Below are 24,371 nucleotides of genomic sequence, written 5' to 3'. Positions count from 1 at the left end.
CGGCATGCCCTTGCTACCGGTGGTAGCAAAGTGACTCCATTGAGCCCGGACAGACGATGCCGCCTCAGGCCTGTATCAGGTCTAGCAAAAACTCAGCCAGCACATTCAATATTCTATTTTTTATTATAAATCATAGACTTAAATGAATTTGTTAATGCTAAATGTTGAAAAACCCCCCACTTTTGGGGAATTGCTACCCAAATCCAATAAATTCCTTATAAAACAATCAATTAAGAGACATTTCTACCGTTATATATCACACTGCTGCGACGCGAAAATTCAACAGCACCCGTGTCCCCATCCCCTCGCGACTGCTCAACCGCACCGAACCACCAAAGCACTCCATGATCCGCTTGACCAGCATCAGCCCTACCCCCACGCCACCCTGCTTGGTGGTGAAGAATGGCCGGAAGGCCATGCGCTGCTGCTGCTCGCTCATGCCCTTGCCGGTATCCGATAGACGCAGGCTGAGGGTGCGTCGGTCGTGGCGCACCACCTCCACGCGCAACTCTCCGCCCGCCTCCATCGATTCCAGGGCGTTGGCGATCAGGCTGTTGAAGATCTGCCCGAGCAAGGCCGGCTGGCCCAGCACCCGGACCGTCGGCAGGTCGGCCAGGACCAACCGTACACCACCCTGTTGCAGCGCCTGGCCATGGGCCTGGAGGCTGTCGCGCAGGGCCTGGGCCACATCCACCGGCACAGCCTCGTCGCCGAGCGGGCGCAGCGACTGCAGCAGCTCGCGCACCCACTGCGACATGCGATCGACCTGGTTGATGATGTCGCTGATGTTCTTCTGCGCCGGGCCTTCGTCGAACGCCTGGGCCAGTTCGGCGCTGGAGCGGATGCTCGCCAGCGGGTTGCGCAGGCTGTGCGCCACAGCCGACGACACTTCGCCAAGGGCGACGAAGGTTTCGTTGCCGATCAGCCGCTTCTGCTGCACCGCCATCAACCGGGCGGCGCGGCGCATGATGCCGTACAGGCCGACATAGACGAGGCCGACGCCCACGGCAATGGCCAGCCAGATCAGCAGCAGGCCGTGCTCGATGCGCACGATCAGGTCGTGGGGCTCCTTGTAGATCTCGACCATGGCCGTGACATGTTCGCCGTCGGCATCGAACAGGGGGATGTAGTTCTCGATGAACAGCTGCTCGGGCGGGGTGACGAACTTCTGCTCGCTGCGCGCCTGCTCGAAGTCGTGGTAGCTGGCCGACACCCGCATCTTGTACTCGAACGCCCGGTCGAGGTCGTCGTCCGACTCGATCAGCTTGCCGATCAGCGCCGGGTTGCTCGACCAGATCACCGTGCGGTCGGGGGCGTAGATGTTGGCCAGGAGCATGTCCGGCAGGTGGGCGATATGGTCGAGGAACTCGCCCCGGGCCCGGCGCCGGGCCTCGGGATCGACGTCCGAAAGGGCGTGGTCGGTGCGCGGATCGAGTAGCTCGCCCATGGTCCGCACGTTGGGGATCGACACATGGCGCACTTCGGCATCGGCGATGGAGGTGATGAACTGCGCGGTGAGCAAGGCGTCGCGCTCGACGCTCTCGTCGATGATGAAGCGGCTGGAGATCAGGCCCAGGCCGACACCCACCGAGAGGATGATGGCCAGGCTCACCCAGGCGTACCAGCGCAACATGTTGAACGGCTTGCGCGCCGGGCCGGTGTCGGCGGGCGGCAACGTGTCGGGACGTGGGGCGAGGTCCATGGCGGGCTCCGCGGCTGGGCACCTCTAGAGGTTATAGCCCAGAGTTGGGGGAAGCATGGGGTGTTGGGGGAGCTATTGATCGTGTGAGGGCTGCCAGGTGCTTGTCGTAACCCTTGCAGCGCCTGTGAGATCGAGCGCCGCACGGGCGGCGCTCGATCTCATAGGCGCTGCAAAACTCACGGCGAACACCTAGAAACCCCACCCCGATCAAAGCGGCGCATCCTCAGCCAACCCCCGCAACAACCGATACTCACGCAACACCGCCGGCACATACCGCCGCGTCTCGGCAAACGGCGGCACCACCCGCCCCCGGCTGAGCACGGCATCGGGCCCGGCATTGTAGGCCGCCACCGCCAACGTGATGTCGTTGTCGAACAGCTTGAGCATGCGCTTGAGATAGCGCGCCCCACCCTGCACGTTGGACGCCGGGTCCAGCACATCCGCCACGCCCATCTCCTTCGCCGTGTCCGGCATCAGCTGCATCAGCCCCGCCGCCCCTTTGGCCGAGCGGGCCTTGGGGTTGTAGCCAGACTCGGCCTTGATCAGCGCATGCAGCAGCGCCGGCGACACACCGTTGGCCAGGGCCGCGGCCGCCACCAGGTCGGCATAGGGCCTCCCGGTGACCAGCTGGGCGTTGACCGGCCCGCCAGCCACCCCGTTCTCCTGGATCACCCGCTCATAGTGCCGTCCTGGCCGATGCACGTTGGACAGCACGAAGCCGCCTTTGCCATCGCTGGAGATGTAGATGTCGGCCTGGGCGCCAAACGCCATCAGCCCCACCGCCAGTCCCAGGATCAGTCCACGCATGTCGGTCGCCTCCCGTCGCACAAGATCAAGAGTGGCCCCCGATGTGGGGGATATGCCCCGTCGATCCGGGCTTTTCAGCTATGACGCAAGCGCCGTGCCGCCCGCCATCACGCACGGCGCAAGGGCCCGACGCAGACGTGCACGGCTGTTGCATGGCAGGGGCAAACGCACTGGAGGGTTTCACCATGCAGCGCAACATCCACAACCAACGCGGCTTCACCCTGCTCGAACTGTTGGTGGTGCTGGTGGTGCTGGGCCTGCTGGCCGGCATCGTCGCGCCCAAGTATTTCAGCCAGCTGGGCCGCTCCGAGGCCAAGGTGGCGCGGGCGCAGATCGAAGGCCTGGGCAAGGCCCTGGACCTCTATCGCCTGGAAGTCGGCCACTACCCCAGCAGCGAACAGGGCCTGCAGGCCCTGGTGGTCGCACCCGGCGGCGAGGCGCGCTGGTCGGGGCCGTACCTGCAGAAAGCCGTTCCCCAGGACCCCTGGGGACGCCCCTACATCTACAAGCAGCCCGGCGAGAACGGCGGCGAGTATGACCTGCTGTCGATGGGCAAGGACGGCCAACCCGGCGGTGACGGGGAAAACGCCGAGATCACCAGTTGGCAGTGAGGAGCCCGGCCATGCGCTATCAGCTCAAGGCCCTGGGCAGCCAGGGCGTGGTGCAATTGCAGGTGGAAGCCGAGGACAGCGACCAGGCCCGGCGCCAGGCCGAGGACCAGGGCCTGCGCGTGCTCAGCGTGCGCAGCCAGGGCCTGGCCCTGCGCCGGCGCCCGGCGGCGTTCGACCTGATGCTGTTCAGCCAGGAACTGGCCACCCTGCTCGGCGCCGGCCTGCCGCTGATCGACGCCCTCGAGAGCCTGGCCGAGAAAGCCCCGGGCGGCGCCATGCGCAAGACCCTGGAGCAACTGGTGCGCCAGCTGTACGAGGGGCGCTCGCTGTCCCAGGCCCTGGCCCAGCAGCCACGGGTGTTCCCCGCCCTGTACGTGGCCCTGGTGCAGTCCAGTGAACGCACCGGCGCCCTGGGCGACGCCCTGAACCGCTATATCGGTTATCGCCAGCGCCTGGACCTGGTGCGCCAGAAGCTGGTCGGCGCCTCGGTCTACCCGCTGCTGCTGTTGCTGGTGGGCGGCGGCGTGGTGCTGTTCCTGCTCGGCTATGTGGTGCCGCGCTTCAGCCTGGTGTTCGAGGGCATGGGCACCGAACTGCCCTGGCTGTCGCGGGTGCTGATGCGCATCGGCCTGTTCCTGCATGCCCAGCAACTGCCCCTGGGGCTGGGCACGCTCATCGGCATCGGCGCGCTGGTCGCCCTGCGTCGTCATCCGGCGCTGCGCCGTGGCGCCGGCCGCTTGCTGCGGCGGGTGCCGGCCCTGCACCAGCGCCTGGTGATGTACGAACTGGCGCGTTTCTATCGCTCGCTGGGGATTCTCCTGCAAGGCGGCATTCCCATCCTCACCGCCCTGGGCATGGCCCGGGGACTGCTGGGCAGCAGCGCGGCCGAAGGCCTGGAGCAGGCCAGCCGGCGGGTCGCCGAGGGCCTGCCGCTGTCCGATGCGCTACAGGCCGGGCAACTGGTCACGCCGGTTTCGCTACGGCTGCTGCGCGCCGGCGAGCAGTCGGGCAACCTGGGCGAGATGCTCGAGCGCTGCGCGGACTTCCACGACCAGGAAATCGGCCGCTGGGTCGAATGGTTCGTCAAGCTGTTCGAGCCCTTGCTGATGACCTTCATCGGCCTGCTGATCGGGCTGATCGTGATCCTCATGTACATGCCGATCTTCGAGCTGGCGTCGAGCATTCACTGAGCAAGGTAGCAAATGGCCATGCGCATGGCTTAGCATCGCCGGTTTGCCCTTTGAGCCCTTGTATCGTGCCGCTTAGCCTGCCGACCCTGATCCTGGTCGCCGTTTTCATCCTGACCCTTACGGGCATCCTGACCCTGCACGCCTGGCGGCGTTGCGCCAGCGATCCGAGCTTGGGCTACCTGGGCGCGATGCTGCTGCTCTCGGCCCTCGGGGTCAGCCTGAATGCCCTGCGTGGCATTGACATGGACTACCTGGCCCTGGTGCTGGGCAACATCGTCCTGCTGGTCGGCACCGGGCTGGGCTGGACGGCCATGCGCGTGCTCGGCGGGCGCAAGCCGCACTGGCCGCTGCTGCTGGCCGGTGCCGTGTTCTGGGGGCTGTTCAGCCTGTGGCCGGGTTTTTACGGCGATCTCGGCCTGCGGGTGAAAGTGTATTCGCTGCTGACCCTGGGTTACACCTGCCTGAGCATCGGCGAGTTGCTGCGGCCACGGGTGCGCCTGCAGGTGTCCTATACCCCGGCGTTGATCCTGACCACCCTGCATGCAGCGCTCTACCTGATGCGCACGCTGCTCGAGGACGGTGTCGCCCTCGACCACGCCATCAACAGCGGCGGCGCCAGCCCGGGCTTCTTCGCCTTCATCCTGTTCGAGTCGATGCTGTTCGCCATCGGCATCTCTTATGTGACCCTGGCGATGGTCCGCGAGCGCGCCGAGATCCTGCTCCGCGCCGCAGCCTACAGCGACCCGCTGACCGGCATCGACAACCGTCGGGCGTTCATGGAGCGCGGCGCGCAGTTGCTGCATGACTGCGCGGCAGGCCAGGCACCGGTGGCGTTGCTGTTGTGCGACCTGGACCACTTCAAACGGATCAACGACCGCTTCGGCCACCCCGTCGGGGACGAGGTACTGCTGGCGTTCGCCCGGGAAACCGCCCGCCACCTGCGCCGGGACGACCTGTTTGCGCGCATCGGTGGTGAGGAGTTCGCCTGCCTGCTGCGCGGCGCCAGCGAAGCCGAGGCCGAACAGGTGGCGCAGCGGATCTGCGCCGGGTTTTCCGGGCTGGCGCTGCTGGAGCCGGGGCTGCTGGGCGTGAGCATCGGCATCGTCAGCCAGCCGGCCGCGCAAGGCGAGCTGTCGCGGCTGCTGTCGATGGGCGACCGGGCGCTGTATGCGGCCAAGCAACAGGGGCGTGGCCGGGTGTTGCGCTATGCCGAGGTGTCCTGACGCCCTCGATCCCTCTCAGTAGTCGAAGCGCTCCACCGCCCGCCGCCGCTCGTTGTCATCGCGCCGGTCATAGCTCGCCGTGGTCTGGATGTTGGCATGGTGCGCGAGCTTCTGCGCGATCGACAGATCGTGCTCCTCGATCACCCGGGTGATGAACGCCCGGCGAAAATCATGGGGCATGATCTTGGCCCCCACCTGCGCTCCGCGCTGGCGGGCGATGTAGTAGATCGCGTGCTTGGTGATGCGCGCTCGGGTGATATGGCTGCCGCGGCGGATGCGGTTGAACAGGAAGCTGTCGTCGCGCTCGCCGGCGGGCAGGTGCTGGCGGCGCAGGTCGAGCCAGGCCTGCAGCTTGTCGAAGGCCCAGGCCGGGGCGTACTTGACCAGCTGGCGGTTACCCTTGGCCAGCACCTGCACGCTGCGCTCCTGGAAGTCCACCTGGTCCAGGTCGACGTCCACCGACTCCGACTTGCGCATGCCGGTGCCGTAGAGCAGCGCCAGGATCGCCGCGTCGCGCACGCCCTGGGGGCGCGGGTCGGCGGCGCACACGTCCATCAGCTCACGGATCAGGTTGCGTCGCAGATTGCGCCCCGGCGGCAGGCGGCTGCCGCCGGCCGGCTTGACCTCGCGGATCATCAGCAACTGCTCATGGTCGATCAGCCCCTGGCGCCAGGCCTCGTTCATCACCCCGCGCACCGCATTGACGTACAGCGACGAGGTATTGGGCGCATAGCCATCGGCGCGCAACGCCGCGACCAGGGCAATCACATGGCCGGGTTCGAGTCGGTGCCAGGGCACCTCGGCGATATCGACATCGGCGAAGCCCAGGCGGTCGGCGGCATCCTGCAGGATGTAGCGCATGGTCAGCTGGCTGGACGGGGCCAGGCGGGCAAGGTACTGCAGCAGCGGATTGCGCAGGAGATCGGTCACAGCGGGGATCCTGTAGCAAAGCCGAATGCGCGGCGGGCGCAAGACGGCGCAAAGCGAGTCATTTCAACCCTGATCAAGGTCAAAAAGACTACAAACAAAAAGAGTCATAATGACTTCGCGCAGTGCCATCACCTTGATATTCAAGGCCTTTGAACGCTGGCATGCTTCGTGATGGTACCCCATTCAACCGCTCCGATCGAACCAAGGTCCTCGCCATGCTCGTCCAGCCGATCACCGCTCGCCCACGCCGGGCCCTCTGGGCCCTGGGTTTTCGTCCGTTCTTCCTCGGCGGCAGCCTGTTCGCCCTGCTCGCCCTGCTGCTGTGGGCCGGCGTGCTGGCCGGCGCGTTCGAACTCAACCCGGCGGGCGGCATGCTCGCCTGGCACCGCCATGAGATGCTGTTCGGCTTCGCGGTGGCCATCGTCGCCGGCTTCCTGCTCACCGCCGTACAGAACTGGAGCGGCATCCCGGGCCTGAGCGGCCGACCGCTGCAGGGCCTGTTCATGCTCTGGCTGCTGGGCCGGGTCAGTTGGTTCCTGCCCTTGCCGGCCTGGCTGCTGGTCCTGATCGAGGGCGCCTTCCTGCCCCTGGTGGCGCTGGCCCTGGCACGACCGATCATCCAGCGACGGCTGCGCAACAACTACCCCATCGTGGTCCTGGTGCTGCTGATCGCCGCCGGCCAGTGGCTGACCCTGGCCGGCGGCCTGCAGGGCAACGAGGTGTGGCAACGGCGCGGCGTGCTGGCCGGGCTGTGGCTGGTGGCGGCGATGATGAGCGTGATCGGCGGCCGGGTGATCCCGTTCTTCACCCGTCGCGGCCTGGGCAACATGAGCCCGGCGCCGGCCCGCCCCTGGCTGGACCGTACCTGCCTGCTGGGCAGCGTGGCGCTGCCACTCACCTACGTACTGGGCTTCAACGATGCGCCGCAGCCACTGATGGCCGCGCTGTTCGCCGCACTGGCGGCGCTGCACGGCGTGCGCCTGGCGCTGTGGCATGACCGTGGCCTGTGGCGGGTGCCGCTGCTGTGGTCACTGCACCTGGCCTACGCCTGGCTGATCCCGGCTTGCCTGGGCCTGACGCTGTGGCATGCCGGGTTGGCGATCAATCCGAGCCTGGCCGCCCATGCCCTGACGGTCGGCGCCATGACCGGACTGATCGTGGCGATGATGGCCCGGGTCAGCCTGGGGCATACCGGACGGCCGCTGGCGGTGCCGCGCAGCATCGGTTGGGCGTTCGCACTGATCCAGCTGGCGGCGCTGGCCCGGGTCGTGGTGGTGCCGTTCACACCGCTGGGGCTCGGGTTGTCGGTGCTGTTCGGCAGCGCCGCGCTGCTGCTGTTCCTTTGGCACTACCTGCCGATCCTGCTGCGAGCGCGAGTGGATGGCATGCCGGGCTGAACGACATTCGGGCCACCAGGGTGCCCGCCGCAACCCTTGCAGCGGCGGTGAGACCGAGCGCCGCGCGGGCGGCGCTCGATCTCATAGGCGCTGCAACTCTCACGTCGAACACCTTGAAAGGCCCTGGGTTGAAAACGCGCAGGCTTGCCCCGCGATAGGGGCGCATCTGGTCTACAGTTCAACCCACGCCCATCCGCCAAGGGACCGCATGGCCTTCCACCACCTCACCCGCACCCACCCCCGTCTCAGTATCGCCACCCTGGCCGGCCTGCTCGGCGGCTGGCTGATCCCCGCCGGCGACACCGTGCAGCATATCCTCGTCGGCTGGAACCTCGGCGTCTGGTTGTACCTGGCCATGGTCCTGTGGCTGAGCCTGCGGGCCAATGCCGAGCGGGTGCGCAAGGTCGCCCGTATCGAAGATGAAAACGCCGGCCTGGTGCTGATCACCGTTTGCGTCTCAGCCATCGCCAGCCTGGCCGCCGTCACCCTGCAATTGGTGTCCAGCCGCGGCCTGGACGGCGGCGCCCTGGCCCTGCACTATTTATACACCGGGCTGACCGTGGCCGGCTCATGGCTGCTGATCGGCTGCATCTTCAGCCTGCACTACGCCCGGCTGTTCTACACCGGCGACCGCCATGAACCGCCCCTGCGCTTTGCCGACGGCGAGCGCAACCCGGACTACTGGGACTTCCACTACTTCTCGTTCACCATCAACGTCGCCGTGCAGACCTCGGACATCGGCGTCGCCTGCCGGGCCATGCGCCGGGTGGTGCTGGCCCACTCACTGGTAGGTTTCGTGTTCAACACGGCGATCCTCGGCTTCACCATCAACATCGCCGCCGGACTGCTCGGCTAGCACCCGCAGCGCGCAGGCGGCGATCCGCCGGCACACCTGCTCCAGCACATCGGCTTCCAGCACCAGCCCCAGGCGCAGGTGCCCCGCCGCACTCGGTCCGAAACCATCCCCCGGCAGCAACGCCACGCCCTCCTCGTCCAGCAGGCGCTGGGCGAACGCCTGGGCGCCGAGCCCGCTGCCGCGGATATCGAGCATCACGAACATGCCACCGGCCGGCCGATGGGCATGAATGCCAGGACAGCCCTCCAGCACCGCGCATACCCGGTCACGCCGCTGCCGGTAGATCTCGCGCATCCGCCGCACGTCATCCCCTGCCTGATCCAGGGCCACGCAGGCAGCATGCATGACGAACTCCGGCAGGCCGAACAGCATGCTCATGACCAGGGTACCGAGGTGCCTGGCGAACAGCGGCGGCCCGATCACCCAGCCGACCCGCCAGCCACTCATGGCATGGGACTTGGACAGGCTGCCGATCGACACGCAGCGCTCGGCCATGCCCGGGAGGCTCAACGGACTGGGCGCCTCACCGTCGTACAGCAATGACTGGTAGACATCGTCGCAGATCAACCACAGATCATGCTCCCGGCATAACTGCGCCAGGCGCTCCAGGTCGGCCTGGTCGATCATCGCGCCCGTCGGATTGTGCGGACTGTTGAGCAGCAGGCCCCGGGTGCGCGGGGTGATCGCCCTGGCCACCGCCGCAGGATCCAGGCGAAACCCCTGTTCCGGCCGCACCGCGACCTGCACGGCCCGTGCACCGCAGGCACCGAACACGCCGTGATAGGTCACGTACATGGGTTCGGCGACGATCACCTCGTCGCCGGGTTCGAACAGGCACTGGAAGGTCGCAAACAGACCGCACTGTGCCCCTGCGGTCACCACCACCTGCACGGGATCGAGGGGCAGTTGGCTATGGCGCACCACCGCCTCACGCAGGGCGAGGCTGCCGCGCACATCGCTGTAATGGGTGTCGCCGCGGCGCAGGCTGGCCACGGCGGCCTCGACCACCGGGGCCGGAGTGTCGAAATCGGGGTCACCCACCGACAGCAGGAAGATTTCGCGCCCCTGGCGGCGTTGCTCCAGGGCCTGGTAGTGAATGTCCCAGGCGGCGACTGCATGGCCGGCAATACGTTGGGTGAGCGTGGAATAACGCATGACTGTCTCCCTGTCTGCCGGCCGGCACCGTTGGTCCGAAAAGCGCTGCAGATAAACATAGCAGAGCAACCCTCGCTGCCAGCCGTCCACCCACGGGGAAAACGTTTGCCCAGCCAACGAGCACCCACCGTTCATCGTGACAGGACTGTGACCGCCGTCATGCATTAGTACATCTGCCATATTTTCCGGCGAACACTGCCATGGCAGGTGCTATGGTTAGAGTCCCGACGGCCAGGACGGCCACAGTATTACCGCTACGCAATCACCGCGTTCAGGATACGAACAAGGAGGCTGGCATGAACAAGATGACGTTCCCCAACGCCTGCCAGGTGATGCGCTGGCATTTCCATCCGCTGGGCTTCGAGGCCAGCATGGATGCCCCGCGCAGCATGGTCGCCCGGCTGTTCGACCGGGCCACTGGCGAAACCCTTCTGGCGATCGCCGGCATTCCCTGCGCCACCATCATGCCCGCCGCCGATGTCGAGCGGATCATCGAGGCGGTGGAGGCCGAGATGGAAACCTTCGACCTGCTGGCCGGCCCCATGCGCAGCGCTGTCTAAATTGCCTGTTCCTGACGCGCTTTCAACGCCTGCAACCCCTTCATGAACTGCTCGGGCGGCACTGGCTGGCCGAGCAGGTAGCCCTGCAGCGAGTCGCAACCCAGGCGGGTCAGGAAGTCCTGCTGGCGGTCGGTCTCCACGCCTTCGGCAACAATCCGCAAGCCCAGTGCCTGGCCCAGGGCGACGATGGCCGAGACGATCGCCGCATCGTCGCTGTCCTGCTCCAGGTCACGCACGAAGCCGCGGTCGATCTTCAGCTCGTTGGCCGGCAGGCGCTTGAGGTACATCAGGCTGGAGTAGCCGGTGCCGAAATCGTCGATGGACAAATCCACGCCCATGTCCGACAGGCGCTGCAGCACATGCAGGCTGGCGTCGGCATCGCGCATGGCGGTGGTTTCGGTGATTTCCAGGGTCAGGCGGTTGGCCGGCAGGCCATTATCACTCAACGCCTGGGCCACGTTGTCGACCAGTCCGGCATGGCAGAACTGAATGGCCGACAGGTTGACCGCGATACGCCAGTCGTCGTTGCCCTCATCCAGCCACTGGCGCATCTGCCGACAGGCTTCGCCCAGTACCCACTCGCCGATCGGAATGATCAACCCGGTCTTCTCGGCCAGGCCGATGAAACGGTCCGGCAGCATCAGGCCATGTAGCGGGTGCTCCCAGCGCAGCAGGGCCTCGGCGCCGATGGGCTGGCGCTGCACGGCGTCGAACTTGGGCTGGTAGTGCAGGCGGAACTGCTGGTGCTCCAGGGCCGTGCGCAGATCCTGCAGCAATTGCAGTTGCTGGCGCGCGTTGCTGTTCATCGAGGCGTCGAAGAAGCTGTAGCCGTTCTTGCCGGCGCTCTTGGCGTGGTACATGGCCGCGTCGGCGTTGCGCAGCAGCTCGTGCTGGTCCAGGCCATTGCCCGGGTACATCACGATGCCCAGGCTTGCCGACAGTTGCAGGTCGTGCTCGGCCACGCGGAACGGCCTGGCCATCAGGTTGACCTGCTTGACCGCGACATTCATGGCGTCGTCCGGCTCTTCCAGCTCCACCAGCAACACGAACTCGTCGCCGCCGATCCGCGCCAGGGTGTCCTGGCTGTGCAGATGGCCGCGCAGGCGCGCCGCCACGGCCTTGAGCAACAGGTCGCCGACATGGTGGCCGAAGGCGTCGTTGACCGGCTTGAAGCCGTCCAGGTCGATGAACATCAGGGCGAAGCAGCCGCCCTGCTCCGCCACCCGGCCCATGGCCTGGTCGATACGGTCGGCCAGCAGCGTGCGGTTGGGCAACCCGGTCAGGGTGTCGTGCAGGGCCAGTTGGGTCAGCTCCTGGTTGGCCAGGGTCAGCGAGCGTGCCAGCTCCGCCGTGCGCGCTTCCAGGCGGGCATCCAGCACCGAGGTGAGCAGGGCCACCGCCAGCACCGCCAGGGTGGTGATCAGTACCAGGTAGTCCAGGCCGTCGCCGGCCAGGCCGGTGGCCAGCGCGCCACAGAAGCTGCCCGCCGGGAAGTTGGCCGCGGCCATGCCGGTGTAGTGCATGCCGACGATGGCGATGCCCATCACCACTGCCGCGACGCCGCGGATCTGGCGCACATAGGGCGTGTGCTGGCGCAGGCGGAAGGCAATCCACAGCGCCGCCGCCGACGCCCCCACCGCGATGGCCAGCGACGCGCCGAACAGCGTCGGGTCGTAGTCGATACCCGGCTGCATGCGCAGCGCGGCCATGCCCATGTAGTGCATGCAGGCGATGCCGGTGCCCATGATCAAGGCGCCGAACGCCAGCTGCAACCACGGCAGCTTCGGCTGGCTCACCAGCCACAGGGCAAAGCCCGAGGAGGCCACCGCGATCAGCAGCGACAAGGCCGTCAGGGCGGTGTCATAGCCCAGCTCGATCGGCAGGCTGAACGCCAGCATGCCGATGAAATGCATCGACCAGATGCCGATGCCCATGGCGAACGCCCCGCCACCCATCCACAGGTACACCGCCCGCCCCTTGGCCGTGGCGATGCGCCCGGTAAGGTCCAGGGCCGTATAGGAGGCAAGGATAGCCACGCACAGCGAAATCAACACCAGCGAGGAGGAGTAACTACCGATCAGCATTCGCACTTCCAGGAACAGGCCGAAGGACGGCCCGGGAAAAGCCGATAATTGTACTCAAGCTTTGGCGAAACGCACGGGGTTTTCGCGGGTCTGAGTGGATCCAATGATTGACCGGAGGCGCCGCAGGGACTGGGCTAGAGCGCGTTCCCCAGCAATTGAAGGCATATTGCCACTTGTCGTCTCGGACCTCATCGCGGGGCAAGCCCGCTCCCACGCTGTGAAACATGCCTGAATGACCTGGAAGATGGCGTGGGAGCGGGCTTGCCCCGCGATAGCGTCACGACGAAACCCAAGCCAGGCGAAGCGACTCCAGCTAATCTAAACAGGCCAACACCCTGAAACCACGCCGCCCCAGGAGCTCGCCATGGCCACCCGCCCCAGGCAGGCAGTGCTGCTCACCCTGCTTGCCGCCTCACTGTCCCTGAGCGCAGGCTGTTCGAGCAAACACGCCACCACCCGCTACGCAGCACAAGGCTCCGCTTGCTATGCCAAGGCCCTGCCCAGCAGTGGTGAGGGTGGCCTGGCCTTCGGCCCCACCCTCGCCATGGCCAGCAAGAAGTCGCTGGCCAGCTGCGTGCGCTACGCTGGCAGGTCGGGCGGCACGCCGCATACCTGCCAGGTCGTCGTGGCCAAGTGCAAGGGCTGAGCTAGCCCAGCGCCTCCTCGATCAATGCGGCGACTTCCTTGGCGCGGGAGGCCAGCGATGCATGACTGGCATCCAGGGTGATGACCTTGCGCGCCTTCAACCGCGCCGACATCATCTGCTGGTTGGCCGGCGCGATCATGTGATCCTGGCTGGAGACCTGGTACCACGACGGTTTGTGCTTCCACGCCGGATCAACGATGGTGTCGCCAAAGGTGCTCGCCAGCGGCGCCTTCTGCGTCACTGCCATGACCAGCGCCTCATCCGCCGACAGGTCCTGGCAGAAACTCTCGTGGAATTTGTCGGGTTTGATCCACAGGTAGCCGTCGCTGTCCGGCGCCAGGTTCGCTGCCGCCAGCGGTGGATGCTGCTGGGTCAATCCGCCCGGGCTTTCACCCGCATCGGGTGCGAAGGCCGCGATGTAGACCAGCCCCGTTACATTGGCCTGGTTGCCCGCCTGGGTGATCACCGCCCCGCCATAGGAGTGGCCGACCAGCAGCACCGGTCCGCCGACCTGCGCCACCATCTTGCGCGTGCGCTCGGCGTCGTCCGCCAGTGAGGTCAGCGGCAGCTCCACGGCGCGGACTTGCGTGATGCCCTTGCGCGCCAGTTCGACGATCACCTTGCCCCAATGGGCGGCACCGCCCCAGAAACCGTGTACCAATACGACCGTTGGCTTGCTCATGGATGAACACCTTTGCTAGGGAAACAGGGATGTGATTCGCCGCAACAGCATAGGCCATAGGCTGGCGCGCCTTAGATCAAAGGCACTGGACGGCACTCGCGCAAATGACGCAAAACCTATTGGCCGGTCTGCTGGCGTTTCCAGCGTTGCAGGTTCTCGACCACCAGTTGCTCGGGCAACGGGCCTGCAACCAGCGCCTTCATCTTGCGCGCCAGCTGCTCGCGCAGCGCCGGCTTGTTGCAGCCGGACTTGTGTGACAACGCCAGGTACAACCCTTCACTGGAGATTGGTGGCTCAAGCACCTCAAGCGCCTGCTCCTTACCCAGCGTGCGAGCCAGGGCCAGCCCGGGATAATGTTCGAAGATCACATAGTCGCTGCGCTTGAGCAGCAGCTTCTGGAATGCCTGGGTGACGCTGGGTACGGCCTCGAGGTTGAGCTGCGCCCGCGCGTAGTCGTCGAAGGCCTGGCCGTGGCTATTGTTGACCAGCGTCCCGCCGCGTCGCCCCTTGAGGTCGGACCAGTCGCTGTAGGCGAAGCCCTCGCCCTTGCGCACCCAGACCACACTGGAGTTGAACAGGAATGGCGGATTGACGAAATCCACCAGCAGTTCCCGCGCCTGGGTGTGGAAATACCCGGCAAGCATGTCGACGCGCCCGCTGCTCACCTCTTCCTGGGCCCTCGACCAGGGCCCGACATACACCACGTCCACCACCAGGCCGAGCTCCTTGGCCACCTGCTTGAGCAGGTCGGCATTGGCACCGATAAGGCGCGAGGGGTCCTGCGGGTCACGCCAGAGGTAAGGGGGGTATTCAGGATTGCCGGTGGCGGTGAGGTGCTGGCAGGCGTCAGCGGCGACGCTGGTCTTGGGCACCATCGCCAGGGCGAACGACAACAACACAGACACGCCCAGACAACGTCCGTTCATTGCGTTCCTCGTACTATGGATTACGCCACTGACAACGTGGCCTTACACAGTGTGCACGAGAAATGGCCGAACGCCACGTGCGCTGTCGCGATCCGTGCTGCGGTACGTCGTCACGCCTGCTGCTGAACGTGCAGGGCTGCCTCAGCCGGCCGCCCGCGGCATCAGGTTGTAGGGGTGCTTCCAGCCTGGAACCGCCTGGATACGCGCCTTCCAGGCTTCGATATGGCGGAACTCCTCCAGCGCCAACCCCGTGTCTTCAGGCATGTACACATATCCCGCCAGGGACAGGTCGGCAATGGTCAGCCGCCCACCCACCATGAACGGCGTGTTTGCCAGGTGCGCATCGACGATCTGGTAGGCCGCCCTGGCCCGCTCGCGCAAGAAGCGGGTGACATCCGACTCGCCCATGTTCTTCAGGCAGTAGATGAAACGCAAGGCCGCGTAATAGCTGGTGAACTTGTGGTTGTCGAACAGCATCCAGCGCCAGATCTCGCGCTTCTCATGCTCGTCGCGCGGGCCAAAGCGGCCGGTGCGCTCGGCCAGGTAGTCGAGGATCAGCGCCGACTGGGTGAGCTTCTCCCCGGCATGCTCCAGCACGGGCACCTCGCCCTGTTCATTGACCGCATCACGCCAGTCCTGGCCACGGGTCTGGCCGTGGAAGAAATCGACGAACACCGGCGCCCAGTCCTGACCGGTGAGTTCCAGCATCAGTGCGACCTTGTAGGCGTTGCCGGATTCGGCAAAGCAGTGGAGCGTGTATTCGGCCATGGGTGTCAGGTTCCTTGGATTGACGAGCAGGTGCGGGCAGAACAGATCTCTGAGGGGCGGGGTTGACCCCATGCGAATGGCCCATCGTATAGCTGACAGAGGAGTGTAGCGTATCTCGAAAAACTGATAATTTTGTCAGTTGTCATCACCACGCGAGAGGACCAACATCAGGAAACAATGCCATTAGCGAAGCACAGCATGAAAAAAACAACAGCAATCACCACCGACATGAAGGGTTCGCCTATACACCTTTCCTCCAGGCAAAAATTCTTCATGTTTTCATATAGTGCCTTCGGCCATGACCCATTCTGCAACCGGGAATTTTTCGAGATTGGTTTTAACGGGCAGCTTCGCGACCCTGAAGGATTCTACATCCTTGGCAATGGACACCGTGCCTACCTACCGACACTCTCACGTTTTGTTTCACCAGACGCTCTTAGCCCTTTCGCTCAAGGCGGTGTGAATGCATACATTTATTGCTTAGGGGATCCTGTAAACCGGCATGACAACTCTGGCCGCACACCTGGAATATCAATGAAAAATGGGATACTCAGGGCCGTACCTAAAGATTACCTTTCACTGGAGACCGACACCACCAGAGAAAAGTCCCCATCCAAGATCACATTTGGAGGCACCCAGGAAAAGACACTAGAAGAACACAACACGCTGCATTACTTCCCGGGATGGGAAAACTACTCAGGACTCAAGAAAAAAGACATAAAATCCATAAACAAACTTGGCGCAAGGGAAGAAAAACTAAAAAGCCACCAGGAAGATCTGGAAGCACTGAGAATTGCAGCCAAATCCAACACCCCAAAGGATAACAGGAAATATATCAACTACAAACTAAATACAGTCGACCCTCTCGCCCGAAAAATAAGTAAAACCATTGAGCGACTAGAAGTTCTCGCGAACTCTCAACCCGTTGAGCGTGTCCCTGAAACTCGTGAAGCGACATGAGCAGAACCACGAGTGTCCTGTCTCGAAAATTAGCTGCTCAATTTGCGCATAGCGTTTGGGAACTCTCTGCGCGACGCGGCACTCTTAAGCTCATGCAGTAACTCCCTTGGGCATTACCTTTCCGGAGGACTCGCCATGCGCCATTTACTGCTCGTTCCCTCACTGCTGCTCCTGCTCCCCGCAGGTTTTGCCCTGGCTCGCGTCGATGCCGGGGATGTCGCCACCTCGGCGGGGATCTCCGCATCGCTGTACTCGACCTTCAAGGACGACAAACGGATCATTCCGGCCCGTGACGAACTGTCGGCCTTCGTCGCCAGTGGTGGTGCCATTCGCGGGGCTTACCTGGAGTCGGCGCTGGCCCATGTACGCCAGGCCAATCCCGGGCTGCAGGCCAGTGACGAGGAACTGGCCCGGGCGCTACTGTCGCAGGATGACGGCTTGGCGGATCACTGAGCGCAAGAAACCCGGGGCCGCCCATGCGGCCCCTGCCTGCTCAACGCGCCCGGTTGGTAACCCCGAACGGGATGTGCACCGACGGCGCCACGGTGCTGGTGCTCTTCAAGTGCCCCGACTGGTCGTCGAAGAAGATGTGCGGCTTGAGCACCTGAAGCACCCGTCTCTTCTCGATGCCGCCGAGGAAGAAGGCGTCGTTGGCCATCACCCCCCAGCTTTTCAGGGTGTTGAGCGCCCGTTCATGGGAGGGCGCGTTGCGCGCCGTGACGATCGATACCCGCAGACGGTTCTCGTAGCCGGGATGGGCCAGCTTGTGCTGCTCCTCGGCCGCCTGGATACGGGCGATACGCACGAAGAACTCCTTGAGCGGGCCAGGGTTGTGCGGCTGGGTGACGTTGATCACTTCATGGGCGTGGAAACTGTCCAGCCCGCCTGACTGCATCACCGCCTCCGACTCGTCCCCGGCCAGCACGCCGTCGAAGTCGAAGGCGATGCGCAGGTTGTCGTCGCTCTCGTCGTCATCGAACTTCGAATCCAGCACCTGCCCTGCCGGATAGCCGGCCTTGATCGCGGCATCGACGTGCTGCTTGTCAGCGGAGAGGAACAGAGCGATGTTCAACGCCGGGATGTACTCGTACGGCGAGCGGCCCTGGGTGAAGATCGCCCGGGTCATGTTCAGGCCGTAATGGCCGATGGTCTTCATCACCCGCATGCCGGTGTCCGGGTCGTTCTGCGACAACAGCACCACCTCCACCAGCGGGTCCTCGGGATCGCCGCGCAGGTCGTTGAGGGCCAGCAGGCGCTTGATGAAGGGATAGGCAATGCCTTTTCCCAACGGCACGTCCAGGTGCTGCTCCTGGTATTTGCGGTACTGTGCCTCGCCCTCTCGACGGAACACCGCGTCCGATTCACTGAGGTCAAACACCGCACTGGAGGCGACACCGATGACCAGCCGATCATCCAGTTCGAAGGCCATGGGGCTTTCCTTGTATTGATAACGTTGTACGCGATGCCGCTCAGCCTTCGCTGCGGCCCTGCAGGCGCGAGGTCCAGTCTTCGACCTGATGTTGCTCCAGGCGCTTCTCCAGGGTCCGACGCCAGTTCGGCACCAGCGGCAGCACCAGGCACTCGCGCAAGAGGTCGGGTTCCAGGCGCTTGTCGAACAGCACCGCCGAAAGCCGCGCCACCGACCATTCGCCGTGCGGGCGCTCGACCAGTTGCAGGGCATCTCCGGCCTCGACCACGCCCTCCTCCAGCACCCGGTAGTACCAACCGGTTCGCCCGCTCTGTTGCACCCGCAACGCCATCTGCGCCACGTCGAAGCGGTCGTTGAGCTTCCAGCACGGCATGCGCCCCTGGGAGATTTCCAGCAACGCCGTGCCGACGCGGATCCGGTCGCCCAGGCAGACATCGGCCTCGCGCCAGCCGGTGCTGCTGAAGTTTTCGCCGAAGGCGCCGGGCCGGCTCAGCAAGGGATGCTCGCCCAGTTCGGCGGTCCAGTCGGGATAGTGATCGCGGGGGTAATGGTGGATGGCTTTCTCGACACCACCGTGTACCCGCAGATCACCCTGTTCGTCGCCGGCGATACCGAGGAAGGTCACTGCCAGAGGCCCTTGGCGAGGCTGCTTGTCGATGGCGCTGTGCGAACCCGGGCGGGTAAACGGCCGGGCGCAGCCGGTGAGCAGGCTGTCGAGGCGCGGGCTGGGCAAGTTCATGCGGCGGTCTCGTTGAAAGATCCGCCAGAGCTTACACCAGAGCGCCTGAGGGCCCAACCGCATTACCTGTGGGAGAAACTGTCTTGCTGAGTTTTTTCAGCTGCCGCGATCTCTGTAGGAGCGGCCTTGTGCCGCGAAAGGGCTGCGAAGCAGCCCCAGGATTTCAGCGTTCTTGCAAAGATCGCCGGGGCCGCTTTGCGGCCCTTTCCGGCCGGTCCGGCGCCCCGGCAAGGCCGCTCCTACAGGTTGGAGTAGCACCTGTGGGAGCTGGCCGCGCAATCATAGACCGTTACTTGCCCCGCGCCTTGTTGTAGATGGTCTTGGCGCGGTCGGCCGAGGCTTGGCACTTGGCCATGTCGCCTTTGTCCCGTGCGTCCTTGGCCTGCTTGAGCAGCTCGTGATAGTCATGGGCCATGCCGCCGTGCAAGGCCTGGCCATCGGTCTTGCTGATGCTCTCCAGATCATTGATCTTGGCATCGCAATTGGTCGCCGGACCATCCTCGGCGTAGGCGGCGAAACTCAGTACACAGGTGATCGCTAGCAGTGTCATGGATTTCATGGCGTGTTCTCCTGGGAAATCGACGCAGCTCAGAGCTTAGTCCGCCAGTGCCTGCCCGACGGGACTTCAGCCCAACGGTCGTGCAACCTCGCCGACCAGGAAGTCGATGAACACCCGCACCTTCAACGGCATGTGCCGGGCCTGCGGATACACCAGCATGAACGGCCGCGACGTCCCGCCATGTTCGGCCAGCACTTCCACCAGCTCGCCGCTGTCCAGCGCCTCCTGCACGGTGAAGCGGTAGGCCTGCATCAGGCCGCCCCCATGACGCACCAGGGTGGTGGTGGCGAGGAAATCGCCCAGGCAAGTGAGCGCACCCTGGGTCTCGAGCTCGACCAGCAGCCCGTCACGGCGAAAGCTCCAGGGCGGCCGCCTGCCACTGCTGGGCAGCTCGAACTGGATGCACTCATGCCCGGCTAGGTCCTCCAGGGTCCGTGGCGTACCGGCCCGGGCCAGATAGCCGGGGGTGGCGACCACCACCAGCTCGGCGTCCTCCAGGCGCCGGGCCACCAACCGCGAATCGGCGGGCGCGCGGCCACGGATCGCCAGGTCGAAGTGCTCCTCGGCGAAATCGACGTTGCGGTTGCTGACATGCACATCCACCTGTACCCCTGGATAGCGCTGGCGAAAACGCGGCAGCAGTGGCAACAGGCGGTGATGGGCATAGGGCGTAGGTGCGCTGATGCGCAGGCGGCCAGCGGGCTCGAGCTGGCCACCGGTGACTTGGCGCTCAGCCTCGACCAACTGCCCCAGTGCCTGGCGGCAGTGCAGGTAATAGGCCTGGCCGGCCTCGCTCAGGCGCATCTGCCGGGTGGTGCGCACGAACAGGCGCACGCCCAGACGCTCCTCCAGGCGCGCCACCGAGCGGCTCACCGCCGCGGGGGTGACCCCTGCCAGGGTGGCCGCCTCGGTAAAGCTGCCGGCATCGGCGGCAAGGCAGAACAACTCCAGGCTGCCCAGTTGCAGGTCATCGAAATGGCGGGTCATGGCGGGCTCTATTAATTACATGATGTATCGATTGAAATGCCCTGCGCCTCATTTTTCAAGCCGAGATTGCAACTTAAAGTGGCTCCACACCCGAGCAACGGCTCGCATCACCGGAGAGTTTCCCATGAGCAACGCAAGAACCGTCATCATCACCGGCGCCTCCAGCGGCCTGGGCTTCGCCCTGGCCCAGGCCTACCTCAAGCGTGGCGATAACGTGGTCGGCAACGCCCGCACCCAGGCTCGCCTGGACGAAGCCGCAGCGCGCCTGGGAAATCCGGCCGCCTTTATCGGCGTGGCGGGCGACATCGCCGAAAAAGCCACCGCCGAGCGGCTATTCGCCGCCGCCCAGGAAGCCTTTGGCCGGGTTGATATCCTGGTCAACAACGCCGGCATCTTCATTCCAAAGCCCGTGACCGACTACACCGAGGCCGACGTCGATGCGCTGGTCGGCACCAACCTCAAGGGTTTCTTCTACCCCGCCCAGGCAGCAGCCCGGGTCATGAAGGCCCAGGGCCACGGTCATATCGTCGCCATCACCGCCTCGGTGGCCCTGCAACCGGACACCCGCGTCCCGGCGCTGCTGCCGGTGCTGGTCAAGGGCGGGCTGAACCAGGCGGTCAAGGGCCTGGCCCTGGAGCTGGCAGCGAGCGGCGTGCAGGTCAACGCCGTGGCCCCGGGCATCATCGACACGCCGTTGCACAGCGGCCACACCGAAGGGCTCGGCGCACTGTCGCCAAGCGGTCGCACCGGCAAGCCCGAGGATGTGGTGGACGCCGTGCTGTACCTGACCGATGCCCGTTTCGTCAGCGGCGTCATCCTCCCCGTCGACGGTGGCAGCACCGCCGGTACCTGGCACTGAACCTGGAGCGACGCACATGCCTTATGTCCATATCCGCGTGACCGATGAAGGCGTCACGGCCGAACACAAGCGTCAACTGATCGAAGGCACCACCCGCCTGCTGGAAAAGGTCCTGAACAAGCCGCCGGCGAGCACTTTCGTGGTGATCGAGGAAGTGCCCACCGACAACTGGGGCGTCGGTGGCGAATCGGTGACCTCATTGAGAGCACGCGAACGGCGATAAAAGCAACCACCGGCCTGGAAAACTGGCCGGTTCGCATGCGCCTAGCGCAACAGCGTCTGGATCTGCTCGTGGAGCGTGTCGAGGTCGAAAGGCTTGGCCAGGATCGGCGCCTTGCGCGCGATCGGGCTGCCCGACTCGACGATCTCGGCCGGGTAGCCACTGATGAAGATCACCTTCAGGTCCGGGCGCAGCTTCACCGCAGGCTCGGCGATTTCCACCCCGGAAATCCCGCCTGGCAGGCGGAAATCGGTGACCATCAGGTCCAGGTGCGGCTTGCTCGCCAGGATCGCGAACGCCTCCTCGCCGTCCTCGGCCACCAGCACGTGGTAGCCCTCACCGGCCAGGTAATCGCGCAGGATCATGCGGATCGCCGGTTCATCCTCGACCACCAGTACCACGTCTTGTGCATCTTCACTCATGACAACGCCTTCGCATTCAACAGGTTGGCCATCAGACCCCAGCACTACGCAGAGGTTGCGCGGGCCGGGTCACAATGTTGCGACTGTGCCGACAGCGGCAGATACACGGTGAAGGTCGAGCCGATGCCGGCCTGGCTGTCGACCTGGATCCGCCCGCCATGGGCCAGGACGATCTGCTCGGAGATGTACAGGCCCAGGCCCAGCCCGCCCGTGGCCTGCTGCGCGGCGACGCGCTCGAATTGCTGGAAGATCCGCTGCAGGTGTTGCGCATCGATACCGATGCCATGGTCCTGCACCTGCACGCAGGCCATCTCGCCCGCTTCGAACACCCGCACCTGGACCGGTTTGCGCTCACCATAGCGCAAGGCATTGGACAACAGGTTGGCCACCACTTGTTCAATGCGGAACTCGTCCCATTCACCCTGCAAAGGGTCGCAGCGCTGCAATTCGAGCGGCGTGTCCACGGCGCCGGCCTGGGCGGCGAAGTTCTCCACCAGGCCCCGCACCAGTTGCCCAAGGTCGAAGGTCCGCGGGCGGATCGACAGCTTGCCGGTACGGATCCGCGATACATCGAGCATGTCCTCGACCAGGCGGATCAGGCTGTTGATCTGGCGCTCGTCGCGCTCGACCATGGCCTTGAGCTTGTCCTCGCTGAACGCCGCCAGGTTGCCGCGGGACAGGTGCAGGCGGCGCAACTGGGTTTCCAGGATCAGCCCGTTGAGCGGCGTGCGCACCTCATGGGAGACAATCGACATGAAGTCGTCACGCATGCGCACCGCGTGCTCCAGCTCGCCCCGCGCCACCTTCAACTGGGCCAGCAGCAGCTCTTGCTCCTGGCGGCTCTGCTCCAGGGCCTGCAACTGTCGGTCGAGGGCCTTGCGCTGGCGGAACAGATCGACGAACACCGACACCTTGCTCTTCACCGCCAGGGTTTCCAGCGGCTTGTGCAGGAAGTCCACGGCGCCGCTCTCGTAGCCCTTGAAGGCGTAGTTCATCTCGCGCCCGGCGGCGCTGACAAAGACGATGGGGATGCTGCGGGTCTTTTCCGTGCCGCGCATCAGCTCGGCCAGCTCGAAGCCGTTCATGCCCGGCATCTGTACATCGAGAATGGCCAGGGCGAACTCGTGCTCGAGCAGCAGCGACAACGCCTGCTCGGCGGACTGCGCCTGGTGCACCTCGCGGTCCTCGCCCTGGATCAGGGCGTCGAGGGCCAGCAGGTTTTCCGGCAGGTCGTCGACGATCAGCAGTTTCGCGGTAATGTGGCTTAGCATGCGCTGGGTTCCAGGGTAGCGAGCAACTGCCCGATACCGCCAAGGGAAAGAATATGGTCAGGGTCGTGCAGGGCCAGGGCGGCCTCCGGCATCAACGCCACCTGTGCGTCGCGGGGGTCCTGGACAACCGTCCGGCCACCGCTTTGTCTGATGCGCAACAGCCCCCGGGCGCCGTCTTCGTTGGCGCCGGTGAGCAGCACGCCGAGCAGGCCCGGGCCATAGGCATCGGCGGCCGACTCGAAGAGAAAATCGATTGCCGGGCGCGAGAAATGCACCGGCGCTTCCTGGCTGAGCGAGAAGCTGAGGTCGCGCTCGACCGACAAGTGATAGCCCGGCCCCGCCACGTAGATCAGCCCAGGCTCGATCCGCGCCTTGTCGAAGGCTTCGCGCACCGGCCGGCGCAGGCGCCGCTGCAGCACCTCGGCGAGCTGGCTGTGGCGGTCGTCCGGCAGGTGCAGCAGGCACAACACCGGGATGGCGAAGTCCGCCGGTAGCGCGCCAAGCACGCTGAACAGCGCCGTGACGCCGCCCGCCGAGGCGCCGATGACGATCGCGCGCACGCCGTTCATGTCTTGCGGTAGATCCGCTCGGGCCGCACCAGCGGCTCGAAGCCTTCGCTGTAGGCCGAGAAGTCCACCGACTCCTTGCTACCCAGCACCAGGAAGCCGCGGTGGCACAGCGACTCGTGGAACAGGCCCAGGGCGCGGTCCTGCAGGTCCTTGTTGAAGTAGATCAGCACGTTGCGGCACGACACCAGCTGGGTCTCGGAGAACACGCTGTCGGTGGCCAGGCTGTGGTCGGCGAAGGTCACGTTGTCGCGCAGGCTTGAGTCCATGATGGCGTTACCGTAGGCGGCGGTGTAGTACTCGGAGAAATCTCGCCGGCCACCGGCCTTGCGGTAGTTCTCCTCGTACTCGCGCATGCTCTGCATCGAGTAGATGCCCTGTTTGGCGCGCTCCAGCGAATGCGGGTTGATGTCGGTGGCGTAGAGGATGGTGCGCTCCAGCAGGCCTTCCTCGCGCAGCAGGATGGCCATGGAGTATACCTCCTCGCCGGTGCTGCAGCCGGCGATCCAGAGCTTCAGCGACGGCCAGGTGCGCAGCAGCGGCACCACTTCGTTGCGCAGCGCGAGGAAATGCCCGGGGTCGCGGAACATCTCGCTGACCGGGATCGTCAGGTACTGCAGCAGCTCGAGGAACATGCCCGGGTCATGCAGCACCCGCTCCTGCAGCGCCGACACCGTGCGGCAGTCGAACTGGCGCACGGCGTGGAGGATCCGGCGCTTGATCGAGGCGCCGGAGTAATCGCGAAAATCGTAGCTGTACTTGAGGTAGATCGCCTCGATCAGCAGCCGGATCTCGATATCGGTGTTGCGTTCACTGGTCAAG

General features: G+C 65.0%; 27 protein-coding genes. 11 read left to right on the top strand and 16 right to left on the bottom strand.

Annotated elements, in window-relative coordinates; all coding sequences use genetic code 11:
* Positions 1-256 precede the first annotated feature (256 nt).
* Positions 257-1,702, bottom strand: a complete 1,446-nt coding sequence (locus PRtIB026_RS15155) for an ATP-binding protein (protein WP_203646758.1) — start codon at positions 1,700-1,702, stop codon at positions 257-259.
* Between the two features lie 207 nt (positions 1,703-1,909).
* Complete coding sequence (locus tag PRtIB026_RS15150) at positions 1,910-2,509, bottom strand: lytic transglycosylase domain-containing protein (protein ID WP_203646759.1); 600 nt, start codon at positions 2,507-2,509, stop codon at positions 1,910-1,912.
* A 185-nt stretch (positions 2,510-2,694) separates the two neighbouring features.
* Between PRtIB026_RS15150 and gspG the strand changes: the two genes are divergently transcribed.
* From gspG to PRtIB026_RS15135, 3 genes are all read left to right on the top strand, one after another.
* Complete coding sequence (gene gspG, locus PRtIB026_RS15145) at positions 2,695-3,120, top strand: type II secretion system major pseudopilin GspG (RefSeq protein ID WP_203646760.1); 426 nt, start codon at positions 2,695-2,697, stop codon at positions 3,118-3,120.
* Positions 3,121-3,131: 11 nt separating this feature from the next.
* On the top strand, positions 3,132-4,310 hold the full coding sequence (locus tag PRtIB026_RS15140) for a type II secretion system F family protein (RefSeq protein WP_203646761.1): 1,179 nt from the start codon (positions 3,132-3,134) through the stop codon (positions 4,308-4,310).
* Positions 4,311-4,375: 65 nt separating this feature from the next.
* Positions 4,376-5,533 carry a sensor domain-containing diguanylate cyclase gene (locus PRtIB026_RS15135; protein WP_203646762.1) on the top strand — a complete coding sequence of 386 codons (1,158 nt, stop codon included), beginning with the start codon at positions 4,376-4,378 and terminating at the stop codon, positions 5,531-5,533.
* A gap of 15 nt (positions 5,534-5,548) precedes the next feature.
* Here the strand turns inward: PRtIB026_RS15135 and PRtIB026_RS15130 are convergent, their stop codons facing one another.
* Entirely contained in the window at positions 5,549-6,463 is a 915-nt protein-coding gene (locus PRtIB026_RS15130; protein ID WP_203646763.1) for a site-specific integrase, read from the bottom strand.
* Positions 6,464-6,678: 215 nt separating this feature from the next.
* Here PRtIB026_RS15130 and PRtIB026_RS15125 point away from each other — a divergent pair, with 215 nt between their 5' ends.
* Both PRtIB026_RS15125 and PRtIB026_RS15120 read left to right on the top strand, forming a co-directional pair.
* The gene (locus PRtIB026_RS15125; protein WP_203646764.1) at positions 6,679-7,860 is read left to right on the top strand and encodes an NnrS family protein; all 1,182 of its coding nucleotides are present in this window, start codon (positions 6,679-6,681) and stop codon (positions 7,858-7,860) included.
* A 208-nt stretch (positions 7,861-8,068) separates the two neighbouring features.
* Positions 8,069-8,716, top strand: coding sequence for a DUF1345 domain-containing protein (locus PRtIB026_RS15120; RefSeq protein ID WP_203646766.1), 648 nt, complete (start codon positions 8,069-8,071; stop codon positions 8,714-8,716).
* Here PRtIB026_RS15120 and PRtIB026_RS15115 read toward each other — a convergent pair.
* Entirely contained in the window at positions 8,642-9,871 is a 1,230-nt protein-coding gene (locus PRtIB026_RS15115) for a pyridoxal phosphate-dependent aminotransferase (protein WP_203646768.1), read from the bottom strand. The two genes, PRtIB026_RS15120 and PRtIB026_RS15115, sit on opposite strands and share 75 nt — an antisense overlap.
* A 296-nt stretch (positions 9,872-10,167) precedes the next feature.
* On the opposite strand from PRtIB026_RS15115, the gene PRtIB026_RS15110 reads away from it, so the two are divergent.
* Positions 10,168-10,431 carry a DUF1652 domain-containing protein gene (locus PRtIB026_RS15110; protein WP_186714368.1) on the top strand — a complete coding sequence of 88 codons (264 nt, stop codon included), beginning with the start codon at positions 10,168-10,170 and terminating at the stop codon, positions 10,429-10,431.
* Here the strand turns inward: PRtIB026_RS15110 and PRtIB026_RS15105 are convergent.
* Positions 10,428-12,515, bottom strand: a complete 2,088-nt coding sequence (locus PRtIB026_RS15105) for a putative bifunctional diguanylate cyclase/phosphodiesterase (RefSeq protein WP_203646770.1) — start codon at positions 12,513-12,515, stop codon at positions 10,428-10,430. The genes PRtIB026_RS15110 and PRtIB026_RS15105 overlap by 4 nt on opposite strands.
* 364 nt (positions 12,516-12,879) lie before the next feature.
* Here PRtIB026_RS15105 and PRtIB026_RS15100 point away from each other — a divergent pair, with 364 nt between their 5' ends.
* The gene (locus PRtIB026_RS15100) at positions 12,880-13,161 is read left to right on the top strand and encodes a hypothetical protein (RefSeq protein WP_203646772.1); all 282 of its coding nucleotides are present in this window, start codon (positions 12,880-12,882) and stop codon (positions 13,159-13,161) included.
* A 1-nt stretch (position 13,162) separates the two neighbouring features.
* Here PRtIB026_RS15100 and PRtIB026_RS15095 read toward each other — a convergent pair whose 3' ends face one another.
* From PRtIB026_RS15095 to PRtIB026_RS15085, 3 genes are all read right to left on the bottom strand, one after another.
* A complete protein-coding gene (locus tag PRtIB026_RS15095; RefSeq protein ID WP_203646774.1) occupies positions 13,163-13,843 on the bottom strand; it encodes an alpha/beta hydrolase in 681 nt (226 codons plus the stop codon).
* Positions 13,844-13,959: 116 nt separating this feature from the next.
* Positions 13,960-14,769, bottom strand: a complete 810-nt coding sequence (locus tag PRtIB026_RS15090; protein ID WP_203646775.1) for a substrate-binding periplasmic protein — start codon at positions 14,767-14,769, stop codon at positions 13,960-13,962.
* Positions 14,770-14,910: 141 nt separating this feature from the next.
* Positions 14,911-15,537 (bottom strand): glutathione S-transferase family protein, encoded by a 627-nt coding sequence (locus PRtIB026_RS15085; protein WP_203646776.1) that lies wholly within the window; start codon positions 15,535-15,537, stop codon positions 14,911-14,913.
* Positions 15,538-15,735: 198 nt separating this feature from the next.
* On the opposite strand from PRtIB026_RS15085, the gene PRtIB026_RS26670 reads away from it, so the two are divergent.
* Positions 15,736-16,497: an RHS repeat-associated core domain-containing protein gene (locus PRtIB026_RS26670; protein ID WP_244670904.1), complete on the top strand. Its 762-nt coding sequence runs from the start codon at positions 15,736-15,738 to the stop codon at positions 16,495-16,497.
* A gap of 135 nt (positions 16,498-16,632) precedes the next feature.
* Positions 16,633-16,950: a DUF2388 domain-containing protein gene (locus PRtIB026_RS15075; RefSeq protein ID WP_186735195.1), complete on the top strand. Its 318-nt coding sequence runs from the start codon at positions 16,633-16,635 to the stop codon at positions 16,948-16,950.
* A 40-nt stretch (positions 16,951-16,990) separates the two neighbouring features.
* Here the strand turns inward: PRtIB026_RS15075 and PRtIB026_RS15070 are convergent, their stop codons facing one another.
* The 4 genes from PRtIB026_RS15070 to PRtIB026_RS15055 form a co-directional block, all read right to left on the bottom strand.
* Complete coding sequence (locus tag PRtIB026_RS15070) at positions 16,991-17,926, bottom strand: 5'-nucleotidase (protein ID WP_050705958.1); 936 nt, start codon at positions 17,924-17,926, stop codon at positions 16,991-16,993.
* A gap of 40 nt (positions 17,927-17,966) precedes the next feature.
* A complete protein-coding gene (locus PRtIB026_RS15065; protein WP_203646778.1) occupies positions 17,967-18,665 on the bottom strand; it encodes an MOSC domain-containing protein in 699 nt (232 codons plus the stop codon).
* Between the two features lie 289 nt (positions 18,666-18,954).
* Positions 18,955-19,224 carry a hypothetical protein gene (locus PRtIB026_RS15060; RefSeq protein WP_050705960.1) on the bottom strand — a complete coding sequence of 90 codons (270 nt, stop codon included), beginning with the start codon at positions 19,222-19,224 and terminating at the stop codon, positions 18,955-18,957.
* A 66-nt stretch (positions 19,225-19,290) separates the two neighbouring features.
* On the bottom strand, positions 19,291-20,211 hold the full coding sequence (locus PRtIB026_RS15055; protein ID WP_203646779.1) for a LysR family transcriptional regulator: 921 nt from the start codon (positions 20,209-20,211) through the stop codon (positions 19,291-19,293).
* Positions 20,212-20,335: 124 nt separating this feature from the next.
* Between PRtIB026_RS15055 and PRtIB026_RS15050 the strand changes: the two genes are divergently transcribed.
* The gene (locus PRtIB026_RS15050) at positions 20,336-21,070 is read left to right on the top strand and encodes an SDR family NAD(P)-dependent oxidoreductase (RefSeq protein ID WP_203646780.1); all 735 of its coding nucleotides are present in this window, start codon (positions 20,336-20,338) and stop codon (positions 21,068-21,070) included.
* 16 nt (positions 21,071-21,086) lie between these two features.
* Positions 21,087-21,293, top strand: a complete 207-nt coding sequence (locus PRtIB026_RS15045; RefSeq protein ID WP_203646781.1) for a tautomerase family protein — start codon at positions 21,087-21,089, stop codon at positions 21,291-21,293.
* A 41-nt stretch (positions 21,294-21,334) separates the two neighbouring features.
* Here PRtIB026_RS15045 and PRtIB026_RS15040 read toward each other — a convergent pair whose 3' ends face one another.
* From PRtIB026_RS15040 to PRtIB026_RS15025, 4 genes are read right to left on the bottom strand one after another with little or no spacing between them, the layout of a single operon-like run.
* Complete coding sequence (locus PRtIB026_RS15040; protein WP_203646783.1) at positions 21,335-21,712, bottom strand: response regulator; 378 nt, start codon at positions 21,710-21,712, stop codon at positions 21,335-21,337.
* A 44-nt stretch (positions 21,713-21,756) separates the two neighbouring features.
* Positions 21,757-22,983 (bottom strand): hybrid sensor histidine kinase/response regulator, encoded by a 1,227-nt coding sequence (locus PRtIB026_RS15035; protein ID WP_203646785.1) that lies wholly within the window; start codon positions 22,981-22,983, stop codon positions 21,757-21,759.
* Positions 22,977-23,552, bottom strand: coding sequence for a chemotaxis protein CheB (locus PRtIB026_RS15030; RefSeq protein ID WP_203646787.1), 576 nt, complete (start codon positions 23,550-23,552; stop codon positions 22,977-22,979). Before PRtIB026_RS15030 ends, PRtIB026_RS15035 begins: the two co-directional genes overlap by 7 nt.
* Positions 23,549-24,370, bottom strand: coding sequence for a CheR family methyltransferase (locus tag PRtIB026_RS15025; RefSeq protein WP_050705979.1), 822 nt, complete (start codon positions 24,368-24,370; stop codon positions 23,549-23,551). The genes PRtIB026_RS15030 and PRtIB026_RS15025 overlap by 4 nt, the downstream gene beginning before the upstream one ends.
* Between the last annotated feature and the right edge of the window lies 1 nt (position 24,371).

Source organism: Pseudomonas sp. RtIB026 (assembly GCF_016861355.2).
GTDB lineage: Bacteria > Pseudomonadota > Gammaproteobacteria > Pseudomonadales > Pseudomonadaceae > Aquipseudomonas > Aquipseudomonas peradeniyensis.
The sequence above is the reverse complement of the archived record's forward strand: the minus strand, read 5'-3'. Positions and strand labels throughout refer to the sequence as shown.